General features: G+C 67.1%; 19 protein-coding genes and 1 pseudogene. 8 read left to right on the plus strand and 12 right to left on the minus strand.

All coding sequences use genetic code 11. The annotated features are described in order from the left end of the window. Window positions 1-25 precede the first annotated feature (25 nt). Together A5750_RS10385 and A5750_RS26300 are read left to right on the plus strand one after the other, a co-directional pair. On the plus strand, window positions 26-925 hold the full coding sequence (locus A5750_RS10385) for a TIGR03619 family F420-dependent LLM class oxidoreductase (RefSeq protein WP_066953270.1): 900 nt from the start codon (window positions 26-28) through the stop codon (window positions 923-925). Then, window positions 912-1,039, plus strand: a pseudogene (locus tag A5750_RS26300) (SDR family NAD(P)-dependent oxidoreductase); the annotation flags it as partial. The gene A5750_RS10385 and the pseudogene A5750_RS26300, both read left to right, overlap by 14 nt. Here the strand turns inward: A5750_RS26300 and A5750_RS10390 are convergent. After that, window positions 1,011-1,592 carry a TetR/AcrR family transcriptional regulator gene (locus A5750_RS10390; RefSeq protein ID WP_066953272.1) on the minus strand — a complete coding sequence of 194 codons (582 nt, stop codon included), beginning with the start codon at window positions 1,590-1,592 and terminating at the stop codon, window positions 1,011-1,013. The pseudogene A5750_RS26300 and the gene A5750_RS10390 sit on opposite strands and share 29 nt — an antisense overlap. Before the next feature lie 95 nt (window positions 1,593-1,687). Here A5750_RS10390 and A5750_RS10395 point away from each other — a divergent pair, with 95 nt between their 5' ends. Then, window positions 1,688-2,095 carry a hypothetical protein gene (locus A5750_RS10395; protein WP_067262587.1) on the plus strand — a complete coding sequence of 136 codons (408 nt, stop codon included), beginning with the start codon at window positions 1,688-1,690 and terminating at the stop codon, window positions 2,093-2,095. Beyond that, on the plus strand, window positions 2,092-3,537 hold the full coding sequence (locus A5750_RS10400; protein WP_067262591.1) for an FAD-dependent oxidoreductase: 1,446 nt from the start codon (window positions 2,092-2,094) through the stop codon (window positions 3,535-3,537). The genes A5750_RS10395 and A5750_RS10400 overlap by 4 nt, the downstream gene beginning before the upstream one ends. 2 nt (window positions 3,538-3,539) lie before the next feature. Here A5750_RS10400 and A5750_RS10405 read toward each other — a convergent pair whose 3' ends face one another. The 6 genes from A5750_RS10405 to A5750_RS10430 all read right to left on the minus strand — a co-directional run bounded on the left by A5750_RS10405 (window position 3,540) and on the right by A5750_RS10430 (window position 10,035). Continuing rightward, the gene (locus A5750_RS10405; RefSeq protein WP_066953277.1) at window positions 3,540-4,325 is read right to left on the minus strand and encodes a DUF6065 family protein; all 786 of its coding nucleotides are present in this window, start codon (window positions 4,323-4,325) and stop codon (window positions 3,540-3,542) included. 43 nt (window positions 4,326-4,368) lie between these two features. Continuing rightward, a complete protein-coding gene (locus tag A5750_RS10410; protein WP_067262621.1) occupies window positions 4,369-4,932 on the minus strand; it encodes an arsinothricin resistance N-acetyltransferase ArsN1 family B in 564 nt (187 codons plus the stop codon). Window positions 4,933-5,036: 104 nt separating this feature from the next. Then, entirely contained in the window at window positions 5,037-6,284 is a 1,248-nt protein-coding gene (locus A5750_RS10415) for an HNH endonuclease signature motif containing protein (protein ID WP_067262595.1), read from the minus strand. A 215-nt stretch (window positions 6,285-6,499) separates the two neighbouring features. Next, window positions 6,500-7,411 (minus strand): NAD(P)-dependent oxidoreductase, encoded by a 912-nt coding sequence (locus A5750_RS10420; RefSeq protein ID WP_067262599.1) that lies wholly within the window; start codon window positions 7,409-7,411, stop codon window positions 6,500-6,502. Between the two features lie 25 nt (window positions 7,412-7,436). Then, window positions 7,437-8,621 (minus strand): cytochrome P450, encoded by a 1,185-nt coding sequence (locus tag A5750_RS10425; protein ID WP_067262601.1) that lies wholly within the window; start codon window positions 8,619-8,621, stop codon window positions 7,437-7,439. After that, window positions 8,608-10,035 carry an AarF/ABC1/UbiB kinase family protein gene (locus tag A5750_RS10430; protein ID WP_082959084.1) on the minus strand — a complete coding sequence of 476 codons (1,428 nt, stop codon included), beginning with the start codon at window positions 10,033-10,035 and terminating at the stop codon, window positions 8,608-8,610. The genes A5750_RS10425 and A5750_RS10430 overlap by 14 nt, the downstream gene beginning before the upstream one ends. Before the next feature lie 114 nt (window positions 10,036-10,149). On the opposite strand from A5750_RS10430, the gene A5750_RS10435 reads away from it, so the two are divergent. Further along, the gene (locus A5750_RS10435; RefSeq protein WP_067262625.1) at window positions 10,150-10,704 is read left to right on the plus strand and encodes a TetR/AcrR family transcriptional regulator; all 555 of its coding nucleotides are present in this window, start codon (window positions 10,150-10,152) and stop codon (window positions 10,702-10,704) included. Between the two features lie 8 nt (window positions 10,705-10,712). Here the strand turns inward: A5750_RS10435 and A5750_RS10440 are convergent, their stop codons facing one another. After that, window positions 10,713-11,231, minus strand: a complete 519-nt coding sequence (locus A5750_RS10440) for a phenolic acid decarboxylase (protein WP_067262630.1) — start codon at window positions 11,229-11,231, stop codon at window positions 10,713-10,715. 168 nt (window positions 11,232-11,399) lie between these two features. On the opposite strand from A5750_RS10440, the gene A5750_RS10445 reads away from it, so the two are divergent. Further along, the gene (locus A5750_RS10445) at window positions 11,400-12,485 is read left to right on the plus strand and encodes a diguanylate cyclase (RefSeq protein WP_067262605.1); all 1,086 of its coding nucleotides are present in this window, start codon (window positions 11,400-11,402) and stop codon (window positions 12,483-12,485) included. A gap of 40 nt (window positions 12,486-12,525) precedes the next feature. Here A5750_RS10445 and A5750_RS10450 read toward each other — a convergent pair whose 3' ends face one another. Genes A5750_RS10450 through A5750_RS10465 form a run of 4 tightly spaced genes read right to left on the minus strand, consistent with a single transcriptional unit; the run spans window position 12,526 to window position 17,178 of the window. Further along, window positions 12,526-14,418, minus strand: coding sequence for a lysophospholipid acyltransferase (locus tag A5750_RS10450; protein ID WP_067262608.1), 1,893 nt, complete (start codon window positions 14,416-14,418; stop codon window positions 12,526-12,528). Next, on the minus strand, window positions 14,415-16,241 hold the full coding sequence (fadD11, locus tag A5750_RS10455) for a fatty acid--CoA ligase FadD11 (RefSeq protein ID WP_066953285.1): 1,827 nt from the start codon (window positions 16,239-16,241) through the stop codon (window positions 14,415-14,417). The genes A5750_RS10450 and fadD11 overlap by 4 nt, the downstream gene beginning before the upstream one ends. A gap of 60 nt (window positions 16,242-16,301) precedes the next feature. Beyond that, window positions 16,302-16,775: a VOC family protein gene (locus tag A5750_RS10460; protein ID WP_066953287.1), complete on the minus strand. Its 474-nt coding sequence runs from the start codon at window positions 16,773-16,775 to the stop codon at window positions 16,302-16,304. Between the two features lie 13 nt (window positions 16,776-16,788). After that, on the minus strand, window positions 16,789-17,178 hold the full coding sequence (locus tag A5750_RS10465; RefSeq protein ID WP_066953289.1) for a helix-turn-helix domain-containing protein: 390 nt from the start codon (window positions 17,176-17,178) through the stop codon (window positions 16,789-16,791). A 54-nt stretch (window positions 17,179-17,232) separates the two neighbouring features. Between A5750_RS10465 and A5750_RS10470 the strand changes: the two genes are divergently transcribed. Both A5750_RS10470 and A5750_RS10475 read left to right on the plus strand, forming a co-directional pair. Beyond that, window positions 17,233-17,679 carry a PPOX class F420-dependent oxidoreductase gene (locus A5750_RS10470; protein ID WP_067262610.1) on the plus strand — a complete coding sequence of 149 codons (447 nt, stop codon included), beginning with the start codon at window positions 17,233-17,235 and terminating at the stop codon, window positions 17,677-17,679. Between the two features lie 71 nt (window positions 17,680-17,750). Next, window positions 17,751-18,605, plus strand: coding sequence for an MBL fold metallo-hydrolase (locus A5750_RS10475; RefSeq protein WP_231989166.1), 855 nt, complete (start codon window positions 17,751-17,753; stop codon window positions 18,603-18,605). The last annotated feature ends 66 nt before the right edge of the window (window positions 18,606-18,671 follow it).

An 18,671-nucleotide genomic window follows, 5' to 3' on the forward strand; every position in this document is an offset into this window, starting at 1 on the left:
GAAACGATAGAAGAGGACTCTTGCGATGAAGCTCGGTTTCGCACTCCCCATCGTCGGGCCCGCAATCAGCAGCGCCACTGGCCTGAGCGCGTTCTGCCGTGGACTCGAGGATCTTGGCTACGACACGCTGTGGGTGGGCGATCGTCTGGTCACGCCGGTGGACATGCACAGCACCTATCCGGGCAAGGAACAGCCGTACCCGCCGCAGATGACCCGTTACCTCGATCCGGTGCTGCTGTGGACTGTCGCCGCGACGGCGACGAGCCGGGTGCGGCTGAACGCCAGCACGCTCAGCACGTTCTACTACGAGCCGGTGCACCTGGCCCGGCTGCTGACCACGCTCGACGTTCTCAGCGAAGGCCGCCTTGACGTTGGCGTCGGAATCGGGTGGATGAAGGACGAGCACGACATCGCCCGCGGCGCGGACTGGCGCCGGCGCGGGCGGATGCTCGATGACCTGCTGGCGTTTCTGCACGAGTGGTGGACGAGGACCCCGGTGTCCTGGGACAGCGAGTTCTTCTCCCTGCCGCCTGTCCATGCCGACCTGCGCCCGGTCCAGGCCGGTGGTCCGCCCATCTGGATCGGCGGTGCCAGCGAGGCCGCGATGCGCCGGGTCGGCCGCAGCGGCATCGGCTGGCTCGGGGTCGAGGGGCTGCAGGACGAGGTCACCGACCACTTGTGGTCGATTGCGCGCCGTGCGGCGCAGGACGCCGGCCGCGATCCTGACGCGTTGAAGACGGCCCTGCGGATCAACCTCGAACCGGGCACGTCCGTTGACTCGGTCGTCGGCCGGCTCGAGCGCCTCGCCGGGTCCGGTGCCGATGAGGCGATCGTGGATGCTTTCGCCATGTTCCCCAGCCTTGACCAGATGCTTGACTTCGCCGGCCGGGTAATCGCCCGATGGAGTGATCGTGGGAAAGCTTGACGGCAAGGTGCGGTGATCACGGGCGGCTCAAGCGGTTTGGCGCTGGCCGGTGCCAGGTTGTTCGTTGACGAAGGAGCTCACGTTTTCATCTCGGGCCGGCGGCAGGAAGCTCTGGCGCCGGGCCCGTCAGATAGCGCGCGAGCACCGGGCGCACCCATTCGGTCAGCGTCGCGTCGTCCATCTCGGCCAGCGCCGGCACCCCGACGACGTAGCGGGCCATCGCGATTCCCAGCACCTGTGAGCCCACCAACGCGGCCCGCTCCACGGCGCGGTCGGGGGTGACGGTCGCCAGGGCCGGGGCCACCTGCTCGACGAAAACCGCCAGCAGAGTGTCGGCGGCCGTGCGATTGGTCGCGGCCGCGCGCAGCAGCGGCAGAAAGGAACCGTGCGGATCCCACACCTGGACGAACAGCGGCACCAGCACGTCCGCGAGGCGCTCGGGGGCGACGCCGGAGAGATCGGGAAAGCTGACCTCGAGCCGCGACACGGCGGCGAACAGATCCGCCTTGCTGCCGAAGTAGTGCATGACCAACGCGGGATCGACGCCGGCCTCCGACGCGATCGAGCGGATGGTGGTTCGTTCGAAGCCCTGGGTGGAGAACTGAGCGCGCGCGACGCGCAGGATCGTGGCGCGGGTGACCTTCCCGTCACGGGCTTTCGCGGGCATAGCCAGATTGTATTCAACAACTGTTGACACGGCCAGAGGCCGGGCCTAGCGTTTAGTTCAACAATTGTTGAACTCAACGCCGAGGAGGTTCTCCAATGACCGTCACCGTCATCCAAATCGGGCTCGATCCCGACGTGATCGACTACTCGTCACCGGACTTCGCGCAGTTCGCCGGGCTGTCCAGGGATGCGCTGCGGTTGGCCAACGACGACAACGTCGCGGGGTTGCGCGCCGCCGGCTACGAGGTCGATAACTGCCTGATCGGCTTCGGGGCCGCGGGCGCCGGCAAGGCGCGGCGCTGGCTGGAAGCCAAGCGCTACGACGCCGTGTTGATCGGGGCCGGGATACGCCTGGTCGCCGGCAACACCCTGCTGTTCGAGTCGATCGTCAACGCCGCGCACGTGACCCAGCCGGGCTGCCGCTTCGTCTTCAACCGCGCGGCGCAGTCCACCCCCGGCGACATCCGCCGCTGGTACCCGCAACCGGAAGGAGCGTCGCGATGACGGCCCACGACGTCGACGTCCTAGTGGTGGGGGCGGGCCCCACCGGCCTGACCGCCGCGGGTGACCTGGCTCGCGCCGGGCGCTCGGTCACCGTGCTGGAACGCTGGCCGACCGAGAACCCGTCGAGCCGCGCGTTCGCCACCATGGCGCGCACGCTGGAACTGCTCGACGCGCGCGGGCTGGCCGACGACCTGCTGGCCCTCGGGCACCGCGCGCCGCGCGTGCGGCTGTTCGCCGGAGCGCAGATCGACCTCACCCATCTCGACTCGCCCTACTCGTTCGTGTTGGTCACCCCGCAGACCAATGTCGATGCCGCGCTGCGCCGCTACGCGCAGGCCCAGGGCGCCGAGATCCGGCGCGGCATCGAGGTGATCGCGCTCGAGCAGGACGCCGAGGGCGTGACGGTCACCGCCCGCCCCAAGGACGACGAGGATCCGGCGCACCGGCAGACGTGGCGGGCGCGGTACGTGATCGGCGCCGACGGCGCGCACAGCACCGTTCGACGGTTGGTGGGCGCCGGATTCCCCGGCAAGACGGTGCTGACGTCGATCGTGCTGGCCGACGTCAAGCTGGCCCACGGACCGGCCGGCGGGGGCCTGACGGTCGCGGCGCCCGGAGACGTCCTGGCATTTCTGGCCCCCTACAACCGCCAGGACCCGGATGGCTCGTGGTATCGCGCCATGGTGTGGGACCGCGATCATCAGGTGCCCGACGGCGAACCGGTCGAGGACGCGGAGATCGTCGACATCCTGGCCCGCGGCATGGGCACCGACTACGGCGTGGTCGAGGTCAGCTGGAAGTCCCGATTCCATTGCGACGAAAGGCAAGTCGAGCGGTACCGCCACGGGCGGGTGTTCTTGGCCGGCGACGCCGCGCACGTGCACTCCCCCATGGGCGGCCAGGGCATGAACACCGGCGTTCAGGACGCAGCCAACCTGGCGTGGAAGATCGACGTGGTGCTCGGCGGCGCCGACGACCGGCTGCTGGACAGCTACCACGACGAACGCCACCCGATCGGCAAGCGCGTCCTGATCCAGTCCGGGCTGATCGCCCGCGCCGCGACGCTGCATCCGCGGCCCGCGCGGTGGCTGCGGAACCTGTTGGCGCCCAGGCTGCTTCGGGTTCCGGCCGTACGGGACCGGGTGGCGGGCAGTTTCGCGGGCACGACGCTGCGCTACGGCCGCCGCGGCCTGGTCGGCACCCGCGCCACCGCGATCCCGCTGACCGAGGGACGGCTGACCGAACTGCAGCGCACCGGAGGTTTCGTCCTCGTGCGCGAACACGGCGCCCCACCGGTTGATGCGCTCGGGATGCTGCAGGCGGAGCGGACCGACCGCGGGCCCGCGGTACTGGTGCGCCCCGACGGGTACATCGGCTGGGCCGGATCATCGGCCCAGGCGCCGACGCGAATCCCGGAGCTGACCGCGACGCACGCGGGGTGAGTCTATTGCTGCTTCTCCCCGTGTGGCTCGACGAACGGGCGCAGGTGGATCCGCGTCTGGTGATCGGGGGCCCCGGCCTCCCCATCGGAATGCCTGCCGCGCGTGTAGTCGCCTTGCCACGGTACCTTTTCACCCAAAGCGATGTTGGTCGCGGCTTGTGCCTGCCCCAACTCGTTGCGTGAACGCAGGAAGAACTCGTGCTTACGGCGCACTTCCTCGTCGGAGTCGATCGGCCTGATTTCCGGGGCGAACTCTTCCAGCTCGGCCCGGCGCTGCGGGACAATCATGCAGATCGGTTCGTCGACATCGAAGCGCACCGGCATCATCTTGCGGGTGATCTGCCAGCTCATGCTGAAACTCGATGTGGCCCAGTCCGTTTCGACTATCCCTTCCAGCGGGGACACGGCGTCCTTCGGGTAGTTCGCCGGCCCGCGGACCAACAGGTTGTAGCCCGGCGGGGTGCGGAACAGCATCGGCAGGTGCCAGGTCAGGATGCCGTGACCGAAATGGCTGAACGGCAGCAGCTGACCGGGGTCGCGCCGGTCAGGCGCGATGATCACCCCCAGGCTGTCGTCCCCGCCCATCCACGTGGCGGTGAAGGCGCTCGGATTGCGCAGTTCCCAGCCACTTTGGTTGGCGATCAGCATCGGCAGGCACCGGTTCGGCCAACCGTTGCGCATCTGCGACATCCACGGCCGGCTGATGGGGGCCGGTGTGATCGGCGGCGCGTTGTCCTGCGTGGTGAACGCGATCAGCGGGCGGGCCTGCCCGCCGGGCTTGTCACTCATCGACTCCTCGATTCGCTGCTTGCCCCAGATTGTCTCCGGACCACTATCCAGTGTGCCGGTCGAGCGCAGACTCAAGTGTGCGGGCCGGTAGGGCCGACCACGGCCGCGGGTCGCTGGGCTGCGCGGGACGGTCGGCAAACGGGCGGAACCACCAGCCGACGTCCCGCCACGCCCCATCCTTGAAGCCCACACCATCGAAGACGCCGACGCGGGTGAAGCCCGTCGCCTCGTGCAGGCCGACGCTTGCCGGATTGGGCAGCGCAACGGCCGAGTAGGCGTTCATATATCCCTGTGCGGCAAGCAGGTTGAGCAAGGCGGTGTAGATGCGGCGACCATACCCCAGCCGGTGACATGACCTATCCAGGTATACGGACACGTCAACAGACCAGCGGTAGGCGGCCCGGTCGCCGTGTGGGCCGGCATAGGCGTACCCGACGATGGCATCGCCATTGGTTATGACCAGCCAAGGGAGGCGGGGCAGCGTGGTAACCAGCCTCGATCGCATCCCCTGCGCACTGGGCGGCACCATCTCGAACGAGATCGCGGTGTCGCGCACATACGGCGCATAAATGTCGGCGATCGTGCCCGCATCCTCCGGAGTGGCCATTCGAATCATGTGAAGAGCGTGCCCAACGCGTTCTCGGCGAACCGACGGTGGGTGGTTATCTGCGTCGCGGCGAGCACCAATCAGCCGTTGGTCCGCTAACCCACCTAGTTGGTGTTCGGCGGTGGCTGCGGCTGAAAGGGTTCGTACCACCACCAGTCGGCGCGCTCGCCTGTCGGCCCGGGGCATGGCGGGACGGCGGGCCGGGCAAGGTTGGGCGCACGCGCAAGCGATCCCGCACTTAGCGGTCGGCCCGAGCTGTCGGTGACGACGAGGGCGTCGGCGGATCCGGTGATCGTGATTACCCCGTGGTGGTGCGACCGGTGGTGATATGGGCATACCAGCACCAGGTTGGCCAACTCTGTTGGGCCGCCGTCTTCCCAATGCCGGATGTGGTGTGCATGCAAACCGCGGGTAGCGCCACAGCCGGGAACCACGCAGGTGGGGTGGCGATGCTCGAGTGCGCGGCGAAGCCGCCGGTTGATCTGGCGGGTCGCCCGGCCGGCGCCGATGACCTCACCGTGCCGTTCGAACCAAACCTCACACGTGGCATCACAGGTCAGGTATCGGCGTTCGGCGTCCGTGAGTAGCGGACCCAGATGCAGCACGGCGGCGCGCTGCTCGACATCGACATGCACCACGACGGTGGTGTGATGCCCGTGCGGGCGGCGGAACGCCTCGGCGTCCCATCCCGCCTCGACCAGGCGCATGAACGCCTCGAGGGTGCCTGGCAACGGCGGCATGGCATCGGATGCGCAGCCTCGATTGCCGCGATCGTGCTTCCACTCGGCGATCAGCGCGTCACGATGAGACGCCAATGCCGCGTCGAACTTCGCCGCATCCCAGTGCGGAAGTCTTATCCGCCAAGAAGTGAACTCGTTGCTGGAGGTCTTGGTGACCGAGGGTTGCGGTTGCGGCCGAGAATCGGGTTCGGGTCGCGGTTCCAGTTTGACCGCGGTGCGCAGCTGGTTGACCGTGGCGCAGCGCGCCAACTCCGCGTAGTGCTTATCAGATCCATCACCCGCCTGCGCCGCGATGACGCCGACTTGATCCAGTGACAGTCGACCCTCTCGCATGCCCTGCGCGCAGCGCGGGAACGCCTCGAGCCGGCGCGCGATGGTCGTGAGCGTGTGGGCGTTCGCCGACGAGCAGCCGAGCTTCCAGGCGACCAACGCCGCGACCGACCGAGCGCCCGTGGCGCCGCAGAGCTCGTCGCGATCCATTTCGGCGATGATCTCGACGATGCGCCCATCAATCGCGTTCCGCTGACCGGCCAACTCGGCCAACTCATCGAACAACACCTCGAGACGCTGGTTAGGGCTCACCGCCGCGGGAGGCGACGCGATCGAGGACATGACTTCATCATCGCAGGGGGGTACGACAAATCTCGGCTACCAACTCCGCGGAGTGCGACCGTCATCATTCGCCAAGCGCGACAGCATGATCCGCCACCAAACGCTACCCACCCTCGGTCTTCAGTACCGGTTCGGTCTGGGCCGAAAAACCGTGCGGCCGGTGCGCCAATGCGTTTCGAATGGCGCCGACCTGGCTCCACGTTTGCCCGCCAGGTTCAGTCCTGGGCGTTGGCCATCGCCCGGTAGCCTTCGCGCACGCTCGGGTACACGGGCTTCCACTTGGTGACTGATCGGAAGCGGGCGTTGCTGATGCGCAGTGACCGGGTCATGGAGGTGGTGCGGTCCCCGAGCAGCAGCGCGAGACGTCCGGGCCCGATGACCCATGGTCGGGCGTCGACGGCATCGGCCATCGCCAGGGTGTTGTCACGGGCGGTCACGGGCTCATCGTCGACGACGTTGTAGGTGCCGGGCACACAGTCCAGGGCCGCAACAACCGCACCGGCGGCGTCGCGGAGGTGAATTGACGACACGAATCCGTTCGGGCGGCCCGGTTGGAATCCAACGTGCCGGCGCGCCATTGCCATGATCTGTTCGCTGTGCGCGGCGCCCCGACCATAGAAGATGCCGAACCGCAGAACCACGGCGGCGCAGCCGCTTCCGCGCAGTCGACCGGCGTTGGACTCGGCTGCGTGGTTACCCACCGCGTTGGGATAGTGGTCAGTCGGACAGTCCTCATCGAGCGGTCGGCTACCGCCGTCGCGATAGATCATCACGACCGATTCCTGTACCAACCTGGACACGCCGGCCTCGATGGCTGCATCGACCACGGCTGCCGATCCCTCGGTGCGGATGCGCTGGCATTCGGCCCAAGCCGACTTCAGGATGAAGCGCTGCGGTGACGGCAGGGCAGATGCCAGGTTCGCCACGGCCTCGTGTCCGGTGAACGCCGCCGCCAGGCCGCAGCGGTCGAACAGCGACACCAGCACAGGTGTGGCGCCAAGGTCGCGCAAAAGGCGGGCCTTAGCTTCGTTGCGCGCCAAGGCCGAGACGGTATGTCCCCCAGCGACGAGGGCCGAAACCGCATACCTGCCTATTGCTCCGGTGCCACCGGCAACGAATACCCGCATGCGCCCCTTCCCTCGTCGAATCGCGCTATGAGCTGCGGAAAATCAGGGGAACCGTCAGCGGCCCTCGGATGGCCGGGGTGTCGCGCCACCCCACCGGCCCGGACAGGCAGGGTTGCCGGCTAAGGATTTTGGGCAGGACGACGGCGAGTTCAAGCTGGGCCAAGGCGGCTCCAAGGCAGTAATGCGCCCCATAACCGAACGACAAGGGCGCTGGCGCATGGCGGTCAAGCCTGAAGCGGCTAGGCTCGTCGAATACGGCGGGATCGCGGTTGGCGGCGGCAATCGCGATGAGAGCGCTTTGCCCTGAAGAGATCTCTGCACCACCGACGATGTGGTTAGCGGTGGCGGTGCGCGCGGTGGACTGTACCGGTGCGTCCAGGCGCAGGAGTTCAGTCACAATCGCCTGATCGGTGGGTTCGACATTGTCGGCGATACAGGTTCGGCCAGGGTCGCGAGAAAGCAGCCGCACAAGTCCGGCGCCCAAGACATTGGCGGTCGTTTCGTGACCGGCAACGGCGATGAGGATGGCCGTCATGACGACATCTTCGAGCGATAGCTCGGGGTCGGCGGCGATGAAGCTGAGAAGGTCGTCTCCGGGATGGGCGCGCCGGTCGGCCGCCATCGGTAAGAAGTCGGCCATAAGTGTGGCCATGGCGACCGCGCCGGCGGCTATCTCATCGGGGTCGGCGAGCGTCCCCAGCATGCGAATGATCACCGGGGACACCTCACGCAGAAGTTCGGTGCTAGCGGGATTCAGGTCGAGCCATGCGGCGATTACGGCGACCGGTAGCGGAAGAGCAACTTCGGCCATGAAGTCGAATTCCGCGCCGGCAGGTTGCTGGTTGATCACCGTCGAGGCGATCGCCTCGATGCCCCCGGCGAGGTTGGTGACGAATGATCTGGTGAATACGTCGCGAACCGACCCGCGCAGGCGTTGGTGTGCTGGCCCGTCGGCGAAAAGCATTGAGTTACTTGTCACGTCGGGGATAGCGGCAGCCATGGCTGCCCGCGCGAGCGGGTTGGCCAGCGGGTCGCTGGTCCAGCCGGTACCGCCGAGCACCTGCCGGGCAGCGTCGTAACTCAGGACGAGCCATGCCTCGGCAATGTCGTCCCACACCACGGCTCCCTCCCGTCGCCTCGCCTCATAGAAGGGGTAGGGGTTCGCCGCGTCCCACGGCAGCCGGGCACTGGCGAGGTCAGGCGTCGCCACGGGGGTCCATTCCGAAGGGCAGGCCGCGGTCGCGGACCCACGCAACGTGCTGGCGGCCCAGTTCGGTTACTGGCGCGGCAACGCCGTCCATGTCGTCGAGCATTGCCCGGGCGTGCATTGTGGCCCCCAGGGCGGTGAAGATCGCGTTCATTGACAAGTTGAGCCGGGAAAAGAACACGAAGTCGGGCGGTACAGACATTCTGCGCAACGGGTGATCAGACGAGCGCAGATCAAGCAAGGTCTGAACGGCGCGTTGGGAGGCCTGGTCGGTATAGGTCACCGGCTGCGGCGCCAGCAGCTCGTAGATGATTCCCTGCCACCACTGGTAGGTTTCATCGGCGGTGAGCGTGGACTCGAGGGCGAAGAAACCGCTCTCACTCATCAGGTCACGCACTGCGCCCTTGTGCCGGTTCACCGCCGCATGCACCATGCTCACGATCCGTCGACGCTGCTGCTCAGACAGGACTTTCACGCAGCCGAAGTCGACGAATCCGACCGTGCCGTCCTCGCCGAATCGATAGTTTCCCGGATGTGGATCGGCGTGAAACAGGTTGGCGTGACGATAGGATCCGGTGACGAACCGTGCGATCACTTCGGCCCAGCGGTCCTTGAGGTCCTGGTCGGCGTCGCGGGTCCCGGGCCAATCCAACCCGTCCACGTACGTCATGGTCAGCACCTGATCGGCCGACGCCTCCGGGACGACATCGGGCACACGGATGAATGGATGCCCGCGGTACAAGTCACTGAACGCCATGATGTTGGCGGCCTCGAGCCGATAGTCGACCTCTTCGGTGATACGGGCAGAAATCTCATTGGCGGCATGCTCGATGTCGGGCATCGTTGCCCCTAGTGCGCCGGCCGCACTCGCGGCGAATCGGAAGACCGTCGCCAATAGCTCGGTATTGGACAGGTCGTCCCGGATCGCCTGCGCCACACCGGGATACTGGATCTTCACAGCGACTTGGCGGCCATCGTGCATCACGGCGCGATGCACTTGTCCAATAGAGGCAGCCGCCATAGGCTCCCCGCAAAACTCGGCGAAGACCACGTCGGCGGGTCTCCCGAGCTGAGCCTCCAACACTTCCAGCGCAAGTGCGGAATCCATGGGCGGAGCGTCGGCCTGTAACCGCGTGAGGGCGTTCTGATACGGCGACAACTCCCCGGCACCGACGGACGCCGCGTCGACCATCGAGACCAGTTGTCCGGCCTTCATCAGTACACCTTTGGAGTGCCCAAGCAATTCCGCGTAGCGCTCGGCGGTGCGTTCGTGAAATCGCTCCACCGCGCCCGCGTCACCGGCCTTCTGCCGCAGGCCGGCAAGCATGCGACCGCCGGCCGCGCGCGCTGTGAAGCCGGCCATTGGCATCGTGCGGCGCACACGGCCGCGGGGCACCGGACGATCGGTAGGTGCCATTGGCCCCCTCCGTCCAGCTGCGCTGATATAGTGACTTACTACAGAATATAAGCGTATACATATAGGGCGGTCAAGGTGGAAACCTCGACGAAGGAAAGGCTCGTGACGGAGGCCATGCGGCTTTTCAGCCAGCAGGGCTACCGCGCGACGAGCATCAACCAAATCGAGAAGGCGGCCGGCTTGGTTCCCGGCTGCGGTGCGCTCTACAACCACTTCAAGTCCAAAGAAGCGCTACTCGCCGCAGGCATCGACCGCCAACTCGACCGCCGCCGCGCGATGCACGACATCAGCGCCCTGTTCGCCGGACAAGGCGACCTGCGTACCGAGCTGTCCATGCTGTGTCGATATCTGACGAGTGTGCTCGATCGGGAAAGTGAATTCCTTCAAGTCGCGGCGCGCACTCCTGCCGACCAGTCGACCCGCCTGAACGAGGCCTACGCCGCATTGATCGACGGTCTCTGCGGCGAGCTGACCGACTGGATAAAGGGCTGCGCGCCAAAGCTCGGCCACGACGACGCCAAACGGATCGCCGTCGTGGGGATCAATGCCCTACTCGGAAGGCAGGTAACGCGGATCGTGTTTTCGAGCCCAGGGATTGGCACACCTGACGAGCAATATTTCGCCGACTGGACCGCGATGATTGCCCATCGAATCGAATCAGTCCGGTAATCGGCTCGTCAATTGGTGCGGTCGGCCCAGCCCGGCGGAAGCTGGCCGGGAGCGATGTCGATCACCGATTCGTCGTCGGCCCCGACACGCTCGAACAGTGTGATGTAGGCGAATTCGGGCACGGTATAGATCGGGTAGGTCGGCCCCTCGTCGCGGTAGGCGCGCATCTCCTCGAGGTGATCGTTCTGGAAGCACACCGTGCGGTCGCCGTGCTGGCGGATCCACTGGGGAAAGAAGATCACCCCGTGGATTCGCCGCTTGCCGGGCATGACGTTGACCGCCACCGACGTGCCCGTGGGCTCGGTCCACGAGATCTTGTAACTGTCGTCGTCAAGCGCCACCAGGTCGACCTCTTGGCCCTTGACCCACCGCCCACCGACATGGCCGGAATGGATTCGATAGTCGATGGTCCGGTCGTTCTTGACATACATCTCGTAACGCCAGCCGTTGGCGTAGGTGTAGATGAACCGGCATCCAACGATCCCCGATAAGTCCTGCGGCGGAATGGGATTGTCGACGGTGGTCATGTTGAGATTCCGTTCAGCGTTCGGTTGGTTGATCGGGTCGCCAGTGCCCACGATTGCGCGGAAGCGCCAGTGCGGTCAGGGCGGGGACGGCCCGAAATTCTGAATGCCTCCCGATTCGGTCGGTGGTAAGTACCATACGGCGAAGGTACGTGTGAGGGGCGTCGCGGAATGCACTGGATCGGCGTGTGGTGGCGTCAGCCCGACCACTACGAGTGGTTCTCTGATTACCTAGGCGCACGCGGATTGAAGCCGTTCGTCCGCTACCTGATGGTCGCCATTCTGTCCATCCTGGCCGCGGCGACGTTGCTGATGCTGAACAGCCCTTCGGGTATGCGGACGCCCACGCGACGCGTCATCGCCGCGGCGTTCGTCGCCTGTTTGGTGGCAATGGCGCTGGTGTGGGCACGGCGCTGGCCCGGGCGCGTTCAATCACAGGTGTTTTCGATAGTGGGCACACTCGGTATCGGCGCGGCGTGCGTGCTCGAGGGCGACCCCCGCAGCGGGCTGCTGGGCTGCGCGGCATTCGGTGGCCTCGCGGGCTACGTCGCTTTTTGTCACTCGGCCCGCCTCCTGGTTTTCACACTCGGCACCGCTTTGGGTACGGCGGCGGTGTGCGCCGCGCGGATCGCCTGGTCCGGTGACGCATCAATGGCGGCGGCCAACTTTCTGTTGCTCAGCGCGGGAATCCTGGCGGTGCCCTTCTGCGGACAGGTGCTCGTGCATTGGTTGTCGGTGGACGCCCTGAAGTCCTCGACCGATCCGCTCACCGGCTTGCGCAACCGCAGGGGCTTTTATCGAGCGGCGTCGAGAGTGTCAGCCGCCGACCGCCGCTCGCCGTGCCTGAGTGTCTTGATGGTCGATCTCGACAACTTCAAGCGGGTGAATGACACCTACGGTCACGCTACCGGGGACCGCATCTTGGTAGCCGTGGCCGACAATTTGCGGCGCATCGCCGATGAAGAAACGCTGATCGCCCGGGTAGGCGGAGAAGAATTTTTGGTCGCCCAGACGATCGAAACCGAACAAGCGCTTCGGGTGGCGGAGGCCATCCGCCAGGCCATCGCCGCCACCCCCTGGGGCGTGACAGCCAGCGTGGGCGTTAGCGGCTTCCGGCTGCCGGCCAACGGCGAAACTGTCGATCGGCCGATTATCGAACGCCTGGTACACGCGGCAGACCTCGCGATGTACGACGCGAAACGTGCTGGCGGGAACCGGGTTCGGCATGCCGACGTTCCCGTACCGCCGGTGCGCTGAGGGCCCCGCTGATTCGCCGTCCGCGCGGAACGCACGCCGTTTACCGCGCCCCGGCCAGGCCCGCGATGGTGTTGACCCGCCGGACGGTCGTGGCGATCTCGTCGGCGAACTCCCGCCGCCGCCGCGCGATATCCAAGTCCTCGAAGCCGTCCACCAGCTCGCGGTGTCGGGCCAACCGCAACGCGGTCTTGAACAGCTCCATCGACCTCGACTCGGCGCTGGCCATTCTGCGCTGCAGCTCCCACTGCTTGCCGACCTCGAGGCACTCGGCGAGAAAGGCGTTCTCGTCGAAGGATTCGTCCTCGTAGGCGGCCAACCGGTCGGCGACGATGTGGTAGGGGTCCAGGAACGGGCGCAACACCAGGTGCGCCAAGAGCAGGTCGGCCTTTTCCAGTAGCCCGCGCACATCGGCCGCGCTGGCGGCCTTGCTCGTGTCTTCCACCCGCCCGAGCAGTCGCACTTCGTCGGCGAGCTCCTTTTCGAATTGCGCGCGCGCGGAGAAGAGGAACTCGAATTTCAGCAACTCGCGCAGGGCCAGCGCCTCGTCTCGTACGCGCGTCGGCTGCACCAGCCCGTCGACCGAACCCTCGGCGTCTTCGATGGCCGCCAGCAACGCCGTCTCGGCGATCGCGCGATCGACCACGATGTGGATGGCCGCGTTGCGGTAGAACGCGGCGACCAGGTGCTGCTCCGCGCCGATGCCCCAAACCGGTTCGGTGCCGGCGTCATACACGCTGACCACCCCCGAGGCGACGAGCTGGTGCAGCGTCCAGCGGATGGTCGAGCGATTCGTCAGATCGGCGGCGCCCGCCACGCACCAATTCCGGGCCGCGATGTAGCTCGCCAGCGGCCGCACGGTGGCCAGCACCTCGCTGATGGACAACGAGCGGTCGGCGCCCAGCAGCGCGAGGCTCACCACCGCGGTGGGGGTGACCGGGGTGGCGCGGTTGATCCGGTGCTCGACATCCAGCGCGATGCGTTCGATCTCGGTGCCCGTTCCGGACTCCTCGGCGCGCAGCTCCTCGAGACGCTTGCGCAGCGGCAGCGGTTCGCCGAAGTCCAGGTACGCGCGGCCGAGCCGCTCACCCTGCTGCCGCGCGAGCCGGATCAGGAATCGGAAGTCCTCGGGCCGCTTCGCGGCTCCGTACGCCTCGGTGGTCATCGCCTCGACCTCGTGCAGCTGGTCGTACACGATCGAGGTAGGTACCAAATACACCTCGGGGCCGTCGATTTCGTCGACGGCGTCGCTGATGTAGCGCAGGATCCCGTACACCGGGGGACGCAGCTTGCCGGTGCGGGTGCGGCCGCCTTCTATCGACCAGGTGAGGTTGGCGTGGTTCTGCACCAGCTGGGCCGCGTAGGCGCGTAACACGAACCGGTACACGGGAATGTCTTTGGTCTGGCGCCGGATGAAGATCGTGCCGGTGCGCTTGGCCCAGGCGCCCATCGGGAAGAAGTTCAGGTTCGCCCCGCCAAAAGTGAGCGCTGGAGAGAGCCGGTTGGCCTGAATCACCTCCGGCAGCAGCAGGCCGTCCAGATAGGAGCGATGCGAAAAGGCAAACGCCAGAGTGGCTTTGCGATCCAACTTGCGCAGCTGCGCGATCTGGTCCTCGTCGACCAGGACGTCGTAGGCCCGCATCAGCCAGTTGCTGAAGCTGCGCCACGCCTTCACCGCGCGCTCGTCCAGCGAGGGCGCCATCTCGCGCAGGTAGCCCGCGGCCTCGGCGCGCACGCCGTCGTGGTCGCGCCCGAGCTCCTCGGCCAGCCCACTCAGCCGCTCGTCATACCACGGGGCGGCGAGCAGTTGGACGACCTCCACCGGGTCGGTCGTCAACGGTGTCGTCGACTCCTCGACAATGCCGGTGCGCTGCAGCAGCTTCCGCACACCGACCCGGCCGAATTCGCGAGCGGTCGCGCCCGGTCCCCCGCTCATGCCGGCTGCACCGTCGCGGCGGACGACGGCTCGTGCACGCCCGGGTGCAGTTCGGGCGCGTAGAGTTCCTCGATCTCGCTCGCGTACTTCGTCATGATCGGCTTGCGCTTGAGTTTCATGGTCAGCGTGATCTCGTCTCCCCCAGGCTCCCAGAGCTCGGGCAGTATCCGGAAACGTTTGATCTGCTCCACCCGGGACAGTTTGGCGTTGCCCTCGGCCACCCCCGCGGCGATCCGGGAGATGACTTCAGGATGGTTCGCCAGGGCCGCGGGCGACGCGTCGGCCAGGCCGTGCTGGGCCGCGTACGGCCCGACCGATTCGGCGTCGAAGACCATCAGCGCGGCGTTGTACGGCCGCCCATCACCGATCGTGATCATCACGCCGACCATCGGACACGCGGCCAGCATGGTGTTCTCAATGTTGGCCGGCGACATGTTCTTTCCGGCCGCATTGATGATCAACTCCTTCTTGCGGTCGATGATCCTCAGGTAGCCGTCGTCGTCGACGTCGATGATGTCACCGGTGTGCAGCCAGCCGTCGGCGTCGATGGCCTCCGCCGTCTTGGCGGGCTCCTTGCGGTAGCCCCTCATCACCAGCGGACCGCGCACCAGGAACTCACCGTCGTCGGCGATCTTTCCCTCCAGACCCGGAAGCAGCTTGCCGACCGTGCCCAGGCGCGCATCGCTAGGGTGGCTGATAGTGGCGACGCAACTCAGCTCCGACATCCCCCAGCCCTCCGCGATGGGGATGCCGATACCGAGGAAGAACGCCAGCGTCTCCTTCGGGATGGGCGCCGCACCCGACACCGCCCAGCGGAGGTCCCCGAAGCCAAGCCGCTCGCGCAGCTTCGACAGCACCAACTCGTCGGCCTGGGCCCATTCGGCGGCCAGCTCGTCCGGCATCGGCTCGCCGGCCACCAGGACGGCGGCGCGCTTGTCGGCCACCGACATCGCCCACTGCAAGGCCTGACGCTTGACCTCGTCGGTCTCGCTGCTGACGGCGAATTCGATTCCGGCCTTGAGCTTTTCCCACACCCGCGGCACCCCGCCCCACACCGTGGGGCGCACGTCGGGTAGCGCGGCGGCGATGGCCCGGACATCGGAGACAGCCGTGACCTGGGCGCCGAAAACCTCCAGGGCGTACAGACCCATCACCCGGTCGGCGATGTGGGCAGTCGGCAGATACGACGTGACCCGCTCGCCGAACTGGAACGGCAGCACGGCGTTGAGGGCGTACGCCTCGAACAGCAGATGGGCATGGGTCATCTCCACACCCTTGGGATTTCCGGTGGTCCCGGACGTGTAGATGAGCGTGACGACGTCGTCGGGTCGCACCGCCCGCCAGGCCGCCTCGAAGTCGAAATCCTGTTGCGCGGCGGCGTATAGGTCGTCCACCGAAATGGTGCCGGGCGGCGAACCGTCGATGCAGACGATGTGCTCGATCGGCGCGCCGCTGGCGCGGATGCGGTCCACGTATTGCTCCTCGCAGATCGCCACCTTTGTGCCGGCGTTGTCGAACAGGTAGGTCAGCTGCTCGGCGGGCAGCGTGTTGTACACCGAAAACGAAGTGGCGCCGAGGTGTTGGGCGCCGATCTCGAAGGGGTAGAACTCGACGCGGTTGGCCATCATCAGTGACACCGTGTCGCCCCGCGCGACCCCCAGGCCGGCCAGGCCGGCGGTGACTTTGCGCACCTGCGCGGCGAGCTCGCGCCACGTCATGGTCTGGGTGTCGCCGGGCGTGCGGAGCGCGACGGCGTCCGGATCGATCGACGCGTTGCGCTGGAATGCCTCGCATAGGGTGCCCGGGCGCTCGGCTGTCGTCATGTGTGTCCTCTCAGCTCTGCCTTCGTGAGCGTACGTCCGTGATCGGGGACGCGGAATGGATCACGCTGGATCCGGGCGCCAGAGCTGCAGCGTGCTTGATATGCCGGCGGGCAACTCCAGCAGTTCGATGGGGGTGCCGTCGGGGTCGTAGATGAAGAACATCCGCACCCCGCCGATGTCGACGGGCGGCTCGGCGCGCACGTCGGGATGTTCGCGCCGAACGGCGTCGAAGGCGGCGTCGAGGTCGTCGACCCGGAACGAGATGTTGGTGTAGCCCAGGTGCGGTCCGCTCGGGCAGTCGGGGACGGCGCCCAGCGACAGCAGCTCGACCATGGCGGCACCGATCAGCCCGCCGACCATGCGCCCGCGTTGCGCGGCCCCGCCGGTCACCGAGTCCAGCCCCGCGCCGTCGAGTTCGACGTCGAATACGACGTCCATGCCCAGCACGGCGGTGTAGAACGCGAGCGACACCTCGATGTCGGAGACGCCGATGCAGACGTGGGAGAAATTGCGCACGGCGATGGGCTGGTTCATGGAGCTCCTTTGCTCAGGCGGGCAACGCGGTATGAATTCCACAGGTACATGCGTCAATTGAGGGACACGTGCAGCGCATGCCCCATTCGATGACCGCCCGGGCCTGGGCCAACGACTCCATTTGGGCATCGATTTCGGCGAGCTTGGCCTCGGCCAGGGCGCGGCTGGCCGGCCGCCCCGGTGCGTCGTCGGCGAACAACAGCTGGATCTCCTCCAGCGCGAAGCCGGCCGATTTGCAGAGCCGGATCACCTCGAGCCGGGCCAGCACCGAATCGTCGTAGCGGCGCTGCCCGCCCAGCCGCCCGGGCGGCGGCACCAAGCCGATCTGTTCGTAATACCGCAGCGTCGTCGCCGCGACCCCGGCCTGACGCGCCACCTCGCCGATCGTCAGCCGTGGACTCATCGGCCCTCCTTCGACGCTTGACTTAGAGCCAACTCTAAGTCGTTGACTGGTGTCATGCACACACATTCACTCGACGGACTGCGCGCGGCTCGCTACGCGCTGCTCCGATCGTTCCGCCGCGACGGATCGCCGGTCGACACACCGATCTGGTTCGGGCTGGACGGCGACGCGCTGGTGTTCCGCACCAAGGTGGGGCCCAAGACCAGGCGGCTGACCACGCGCCGCGACGTCGAACTCACCGCCTGCGACCATCGCGGCCGGGTCCGTCCGGGCGCGAAGCCGGTGGCGGGCCGCGCCACCATCCTGTCCGGCGACGACGCCGAGCGGGCCAACCGCGTCCTGAACAAACGGTATGGCTGGCAGTGGAACATCGTGCCGCTGATCAAGGTCCCGGGCGTCACCAACGTTCACCAAGACCTGTGCGTGCGCGAGAAGCTGAGCCGCGCGCGCGACCGCGGCGTGTGGCCCGACAGTGTCATCGTCCGGGTGGACGTACCATGACGCATGACCCCGTCCGCTCCCCCAGCCTGCGCCAATGTTGCTCCGCTGCAACCGGATTGGTTTGGGGCGCGGTGCGTCCCAGACGGCCCGACCACACGTTCCTGCGCAGCATCGCCGACGCCGGACTGCCCGGGCCCCGGCGCACCGTCACGGTGACTGCGCTGCCCCAGGTGCCGCGCTCGGTGCCGACCGCGGCGATCGTCGAGGGCACGTTCACCCCGCGGCGCGTCGGGAACTCGATGACCTCGTTCATCGTCAGCCATCCGGACGCCACCTTCATCGTCGACCCGGCCGTGTGCCGCGACGTCGAGCGGCGGGCGATCGCCCAGCTACCCGCGGTGCTGCGGGTCGCGGTCCGCCCGCCCGCCGACACCGTTCCCACGGTCACGGCCCTGCACCGGCTGCCGGAGCCGCCGGCGTTGGATTTCGCCTTGCCGACCCACGCGCACTGGGATCACGTTTCGGGCCTGCTGGATATGCCGGATCTCCCCGTTCACCTACACCGCACCGAGCGGGACTGGATCGGGTCCGGCCCCGTCGCGCCGGTCGGCGGTGTCCGCGATTCGCTGCGCGGACGGCCCGTGGTCGACTACGAGCTGGACGGCCCACCGGTGCTGACCTTCGCCCGAAGCCGCGACCTGTTCGGGGACCGGTCCGTCCTCCTGGTCGACCTGCCCGGCCACACCCCGGGCAGCGTCGGGGTGCTCGCCCACACCGGGCGCGGCTGGATCCTGATCGCCAGCGACGCGGCCTGGCACTGGCTGCAGATCGAGAAGGTTCGCCAAAAGTCAAGCTATCCCGGCGTTTTGGTCGACGAGGATCGCGACGAAGCCTTCCGGACGCTGCAGCGGCTGCACCTGGCGCGCCACGCGGTGACGATCATTCCCACCCACGACCATCAGGCGGCGCTGGGGTTGACCGCGTAGCTGCCGCCGAGTGTGCGGCTGGCCGCACAGTGGCACGCGAGAGTGCGGCTGGCCGCACATTCGGCC

The sequence above is a fragment of the Mycobacterium sp. 852002-51613_SCH5001154 genome, assembly GCF_001667425.1.
Lineage (GTDB): Bacteria > Actinomycetota > Actinomycetes > Mycobacteriales > Mycobacteriaceae > Mycobacterium.

Bases quoted from the DNA above. Each gene is read 5' to 3' on its own strand.
- A5750_RS10420 (WP_067262599.1), bottom strand. From the start codon at position 7,411: ATGCGGGTATTCGTTGCCGGTGGCACCGGAGCAATAGGCAGGTATGCG.
- A5750_RS10445 (WP_067262605.1), top strand. From the start codon at position 11,400: ATGCACTGGATCGGCGTGTGGTGGCGTCAGCCCGACCACTACGAGTGG.
- A5750_RS10385 (WP_066953270.1), top strand. From the start codon at position 26: ATGAAGCTCGGTTTCGCACTCCCCATCGTCGGGCCCGCAATCAGCAGC.
- A5750_RS10430 (WP_082959084.1), bottom strand. From the start codon at position 10,035: ATGGCACCTACCGATCGTCCGGTGCCCCGCGGCCGTGTGCGCCGCACG.
- A5750_RS10390 (WP_066953272.1), bottom strand. From the start codon at position 1,592: ATGCCCGCGAAAGCCCGTGACGGGAAGGTCACCCGCGCCACGATCCTG.
- A5750_RS10415 (WP_067262595.1), bottom strand. From the start codon at position 6,284: ATGTCCTCGATCGCGTCGCCTCCCGCGGCGGTGAGCCCTAACCAGCGT.
- A5750_RS10405 (WP_066953277.1), bottom strand. From the start codon at position 4,325: ATGAGTGACAAGCCCGGCGGGCAGGCCCGCCCGCTGATCGCGTTCACC.
- A5750_RS10450 (WP_067262608.1), bottom strand. From the start codon at position 14,418: ATGAGCGGGGGACCGGGCGCGACCGCTCGCGAATTCGGCCGGGTCGGT.
- A5750_RS10465 (WP_066953289.1), bottom strand. From the start codon at position 17,178: ATGAGTCCACGGCTGACGATCGGCGAGGTGGCGCGTCAGGCCGGGGTC.
- A5750_RS10435 (WP_067262625.1), top strand. From the start codon at position 10,150: ATGCGGCTTTTCAGCCAGCAGGGCTACCGCGCGACGAGCATCAACCAA.
- A5750_RS10400 (WP_067262591.1), top strand. From the start codon at position 2,092: ATGACGGCCCACGACGTCGACGTCCTAGTGGTGGGGGCGGGCCCCACC.
- A5750_RS10410 (WP_067262621.1), bottom strand. From the start codon at position 4,932: ATGGCCACTCCGGAGGATGCGGGCACGATCGCCGACATTTATGCGCCG.
- A5750_RS10460 (WP_066953287.1), bottom strand. From the start codon at position 16,775: ATGAACCAGCCCATCGCCGTGCGCAATTTCTCCCACGTCTGCATCGGC.
- A5750_RS10470 (WP_067262610.1), top strand. From the start codon at position 17,233: ATGCACACACATTCACTCGACGGACTGCGCGCGGCTCGCTACGCGCTG.
- fadD11 (WP_066953285.1), bottom strand. From the start codon at position 16,241: ATGACGACAGCCGAGCGCCCGGGCACCCTATGCGAGGCATTCCAGCGC.
- A5750_RS10395 (WP_067262587.1), top strand. From the start codon at position 1,688: ATGACCGTCACCGTCATCCAAATCGGGCTCGATCCCGACGTGATCGAC.
- A5750_RS10440 (WP_067262630.1), bottom strand. From the start codon at position 11,231: ATGACCACCGTCGACAATCCCATTCCGCCGCAGGACTTATCGGGGATC.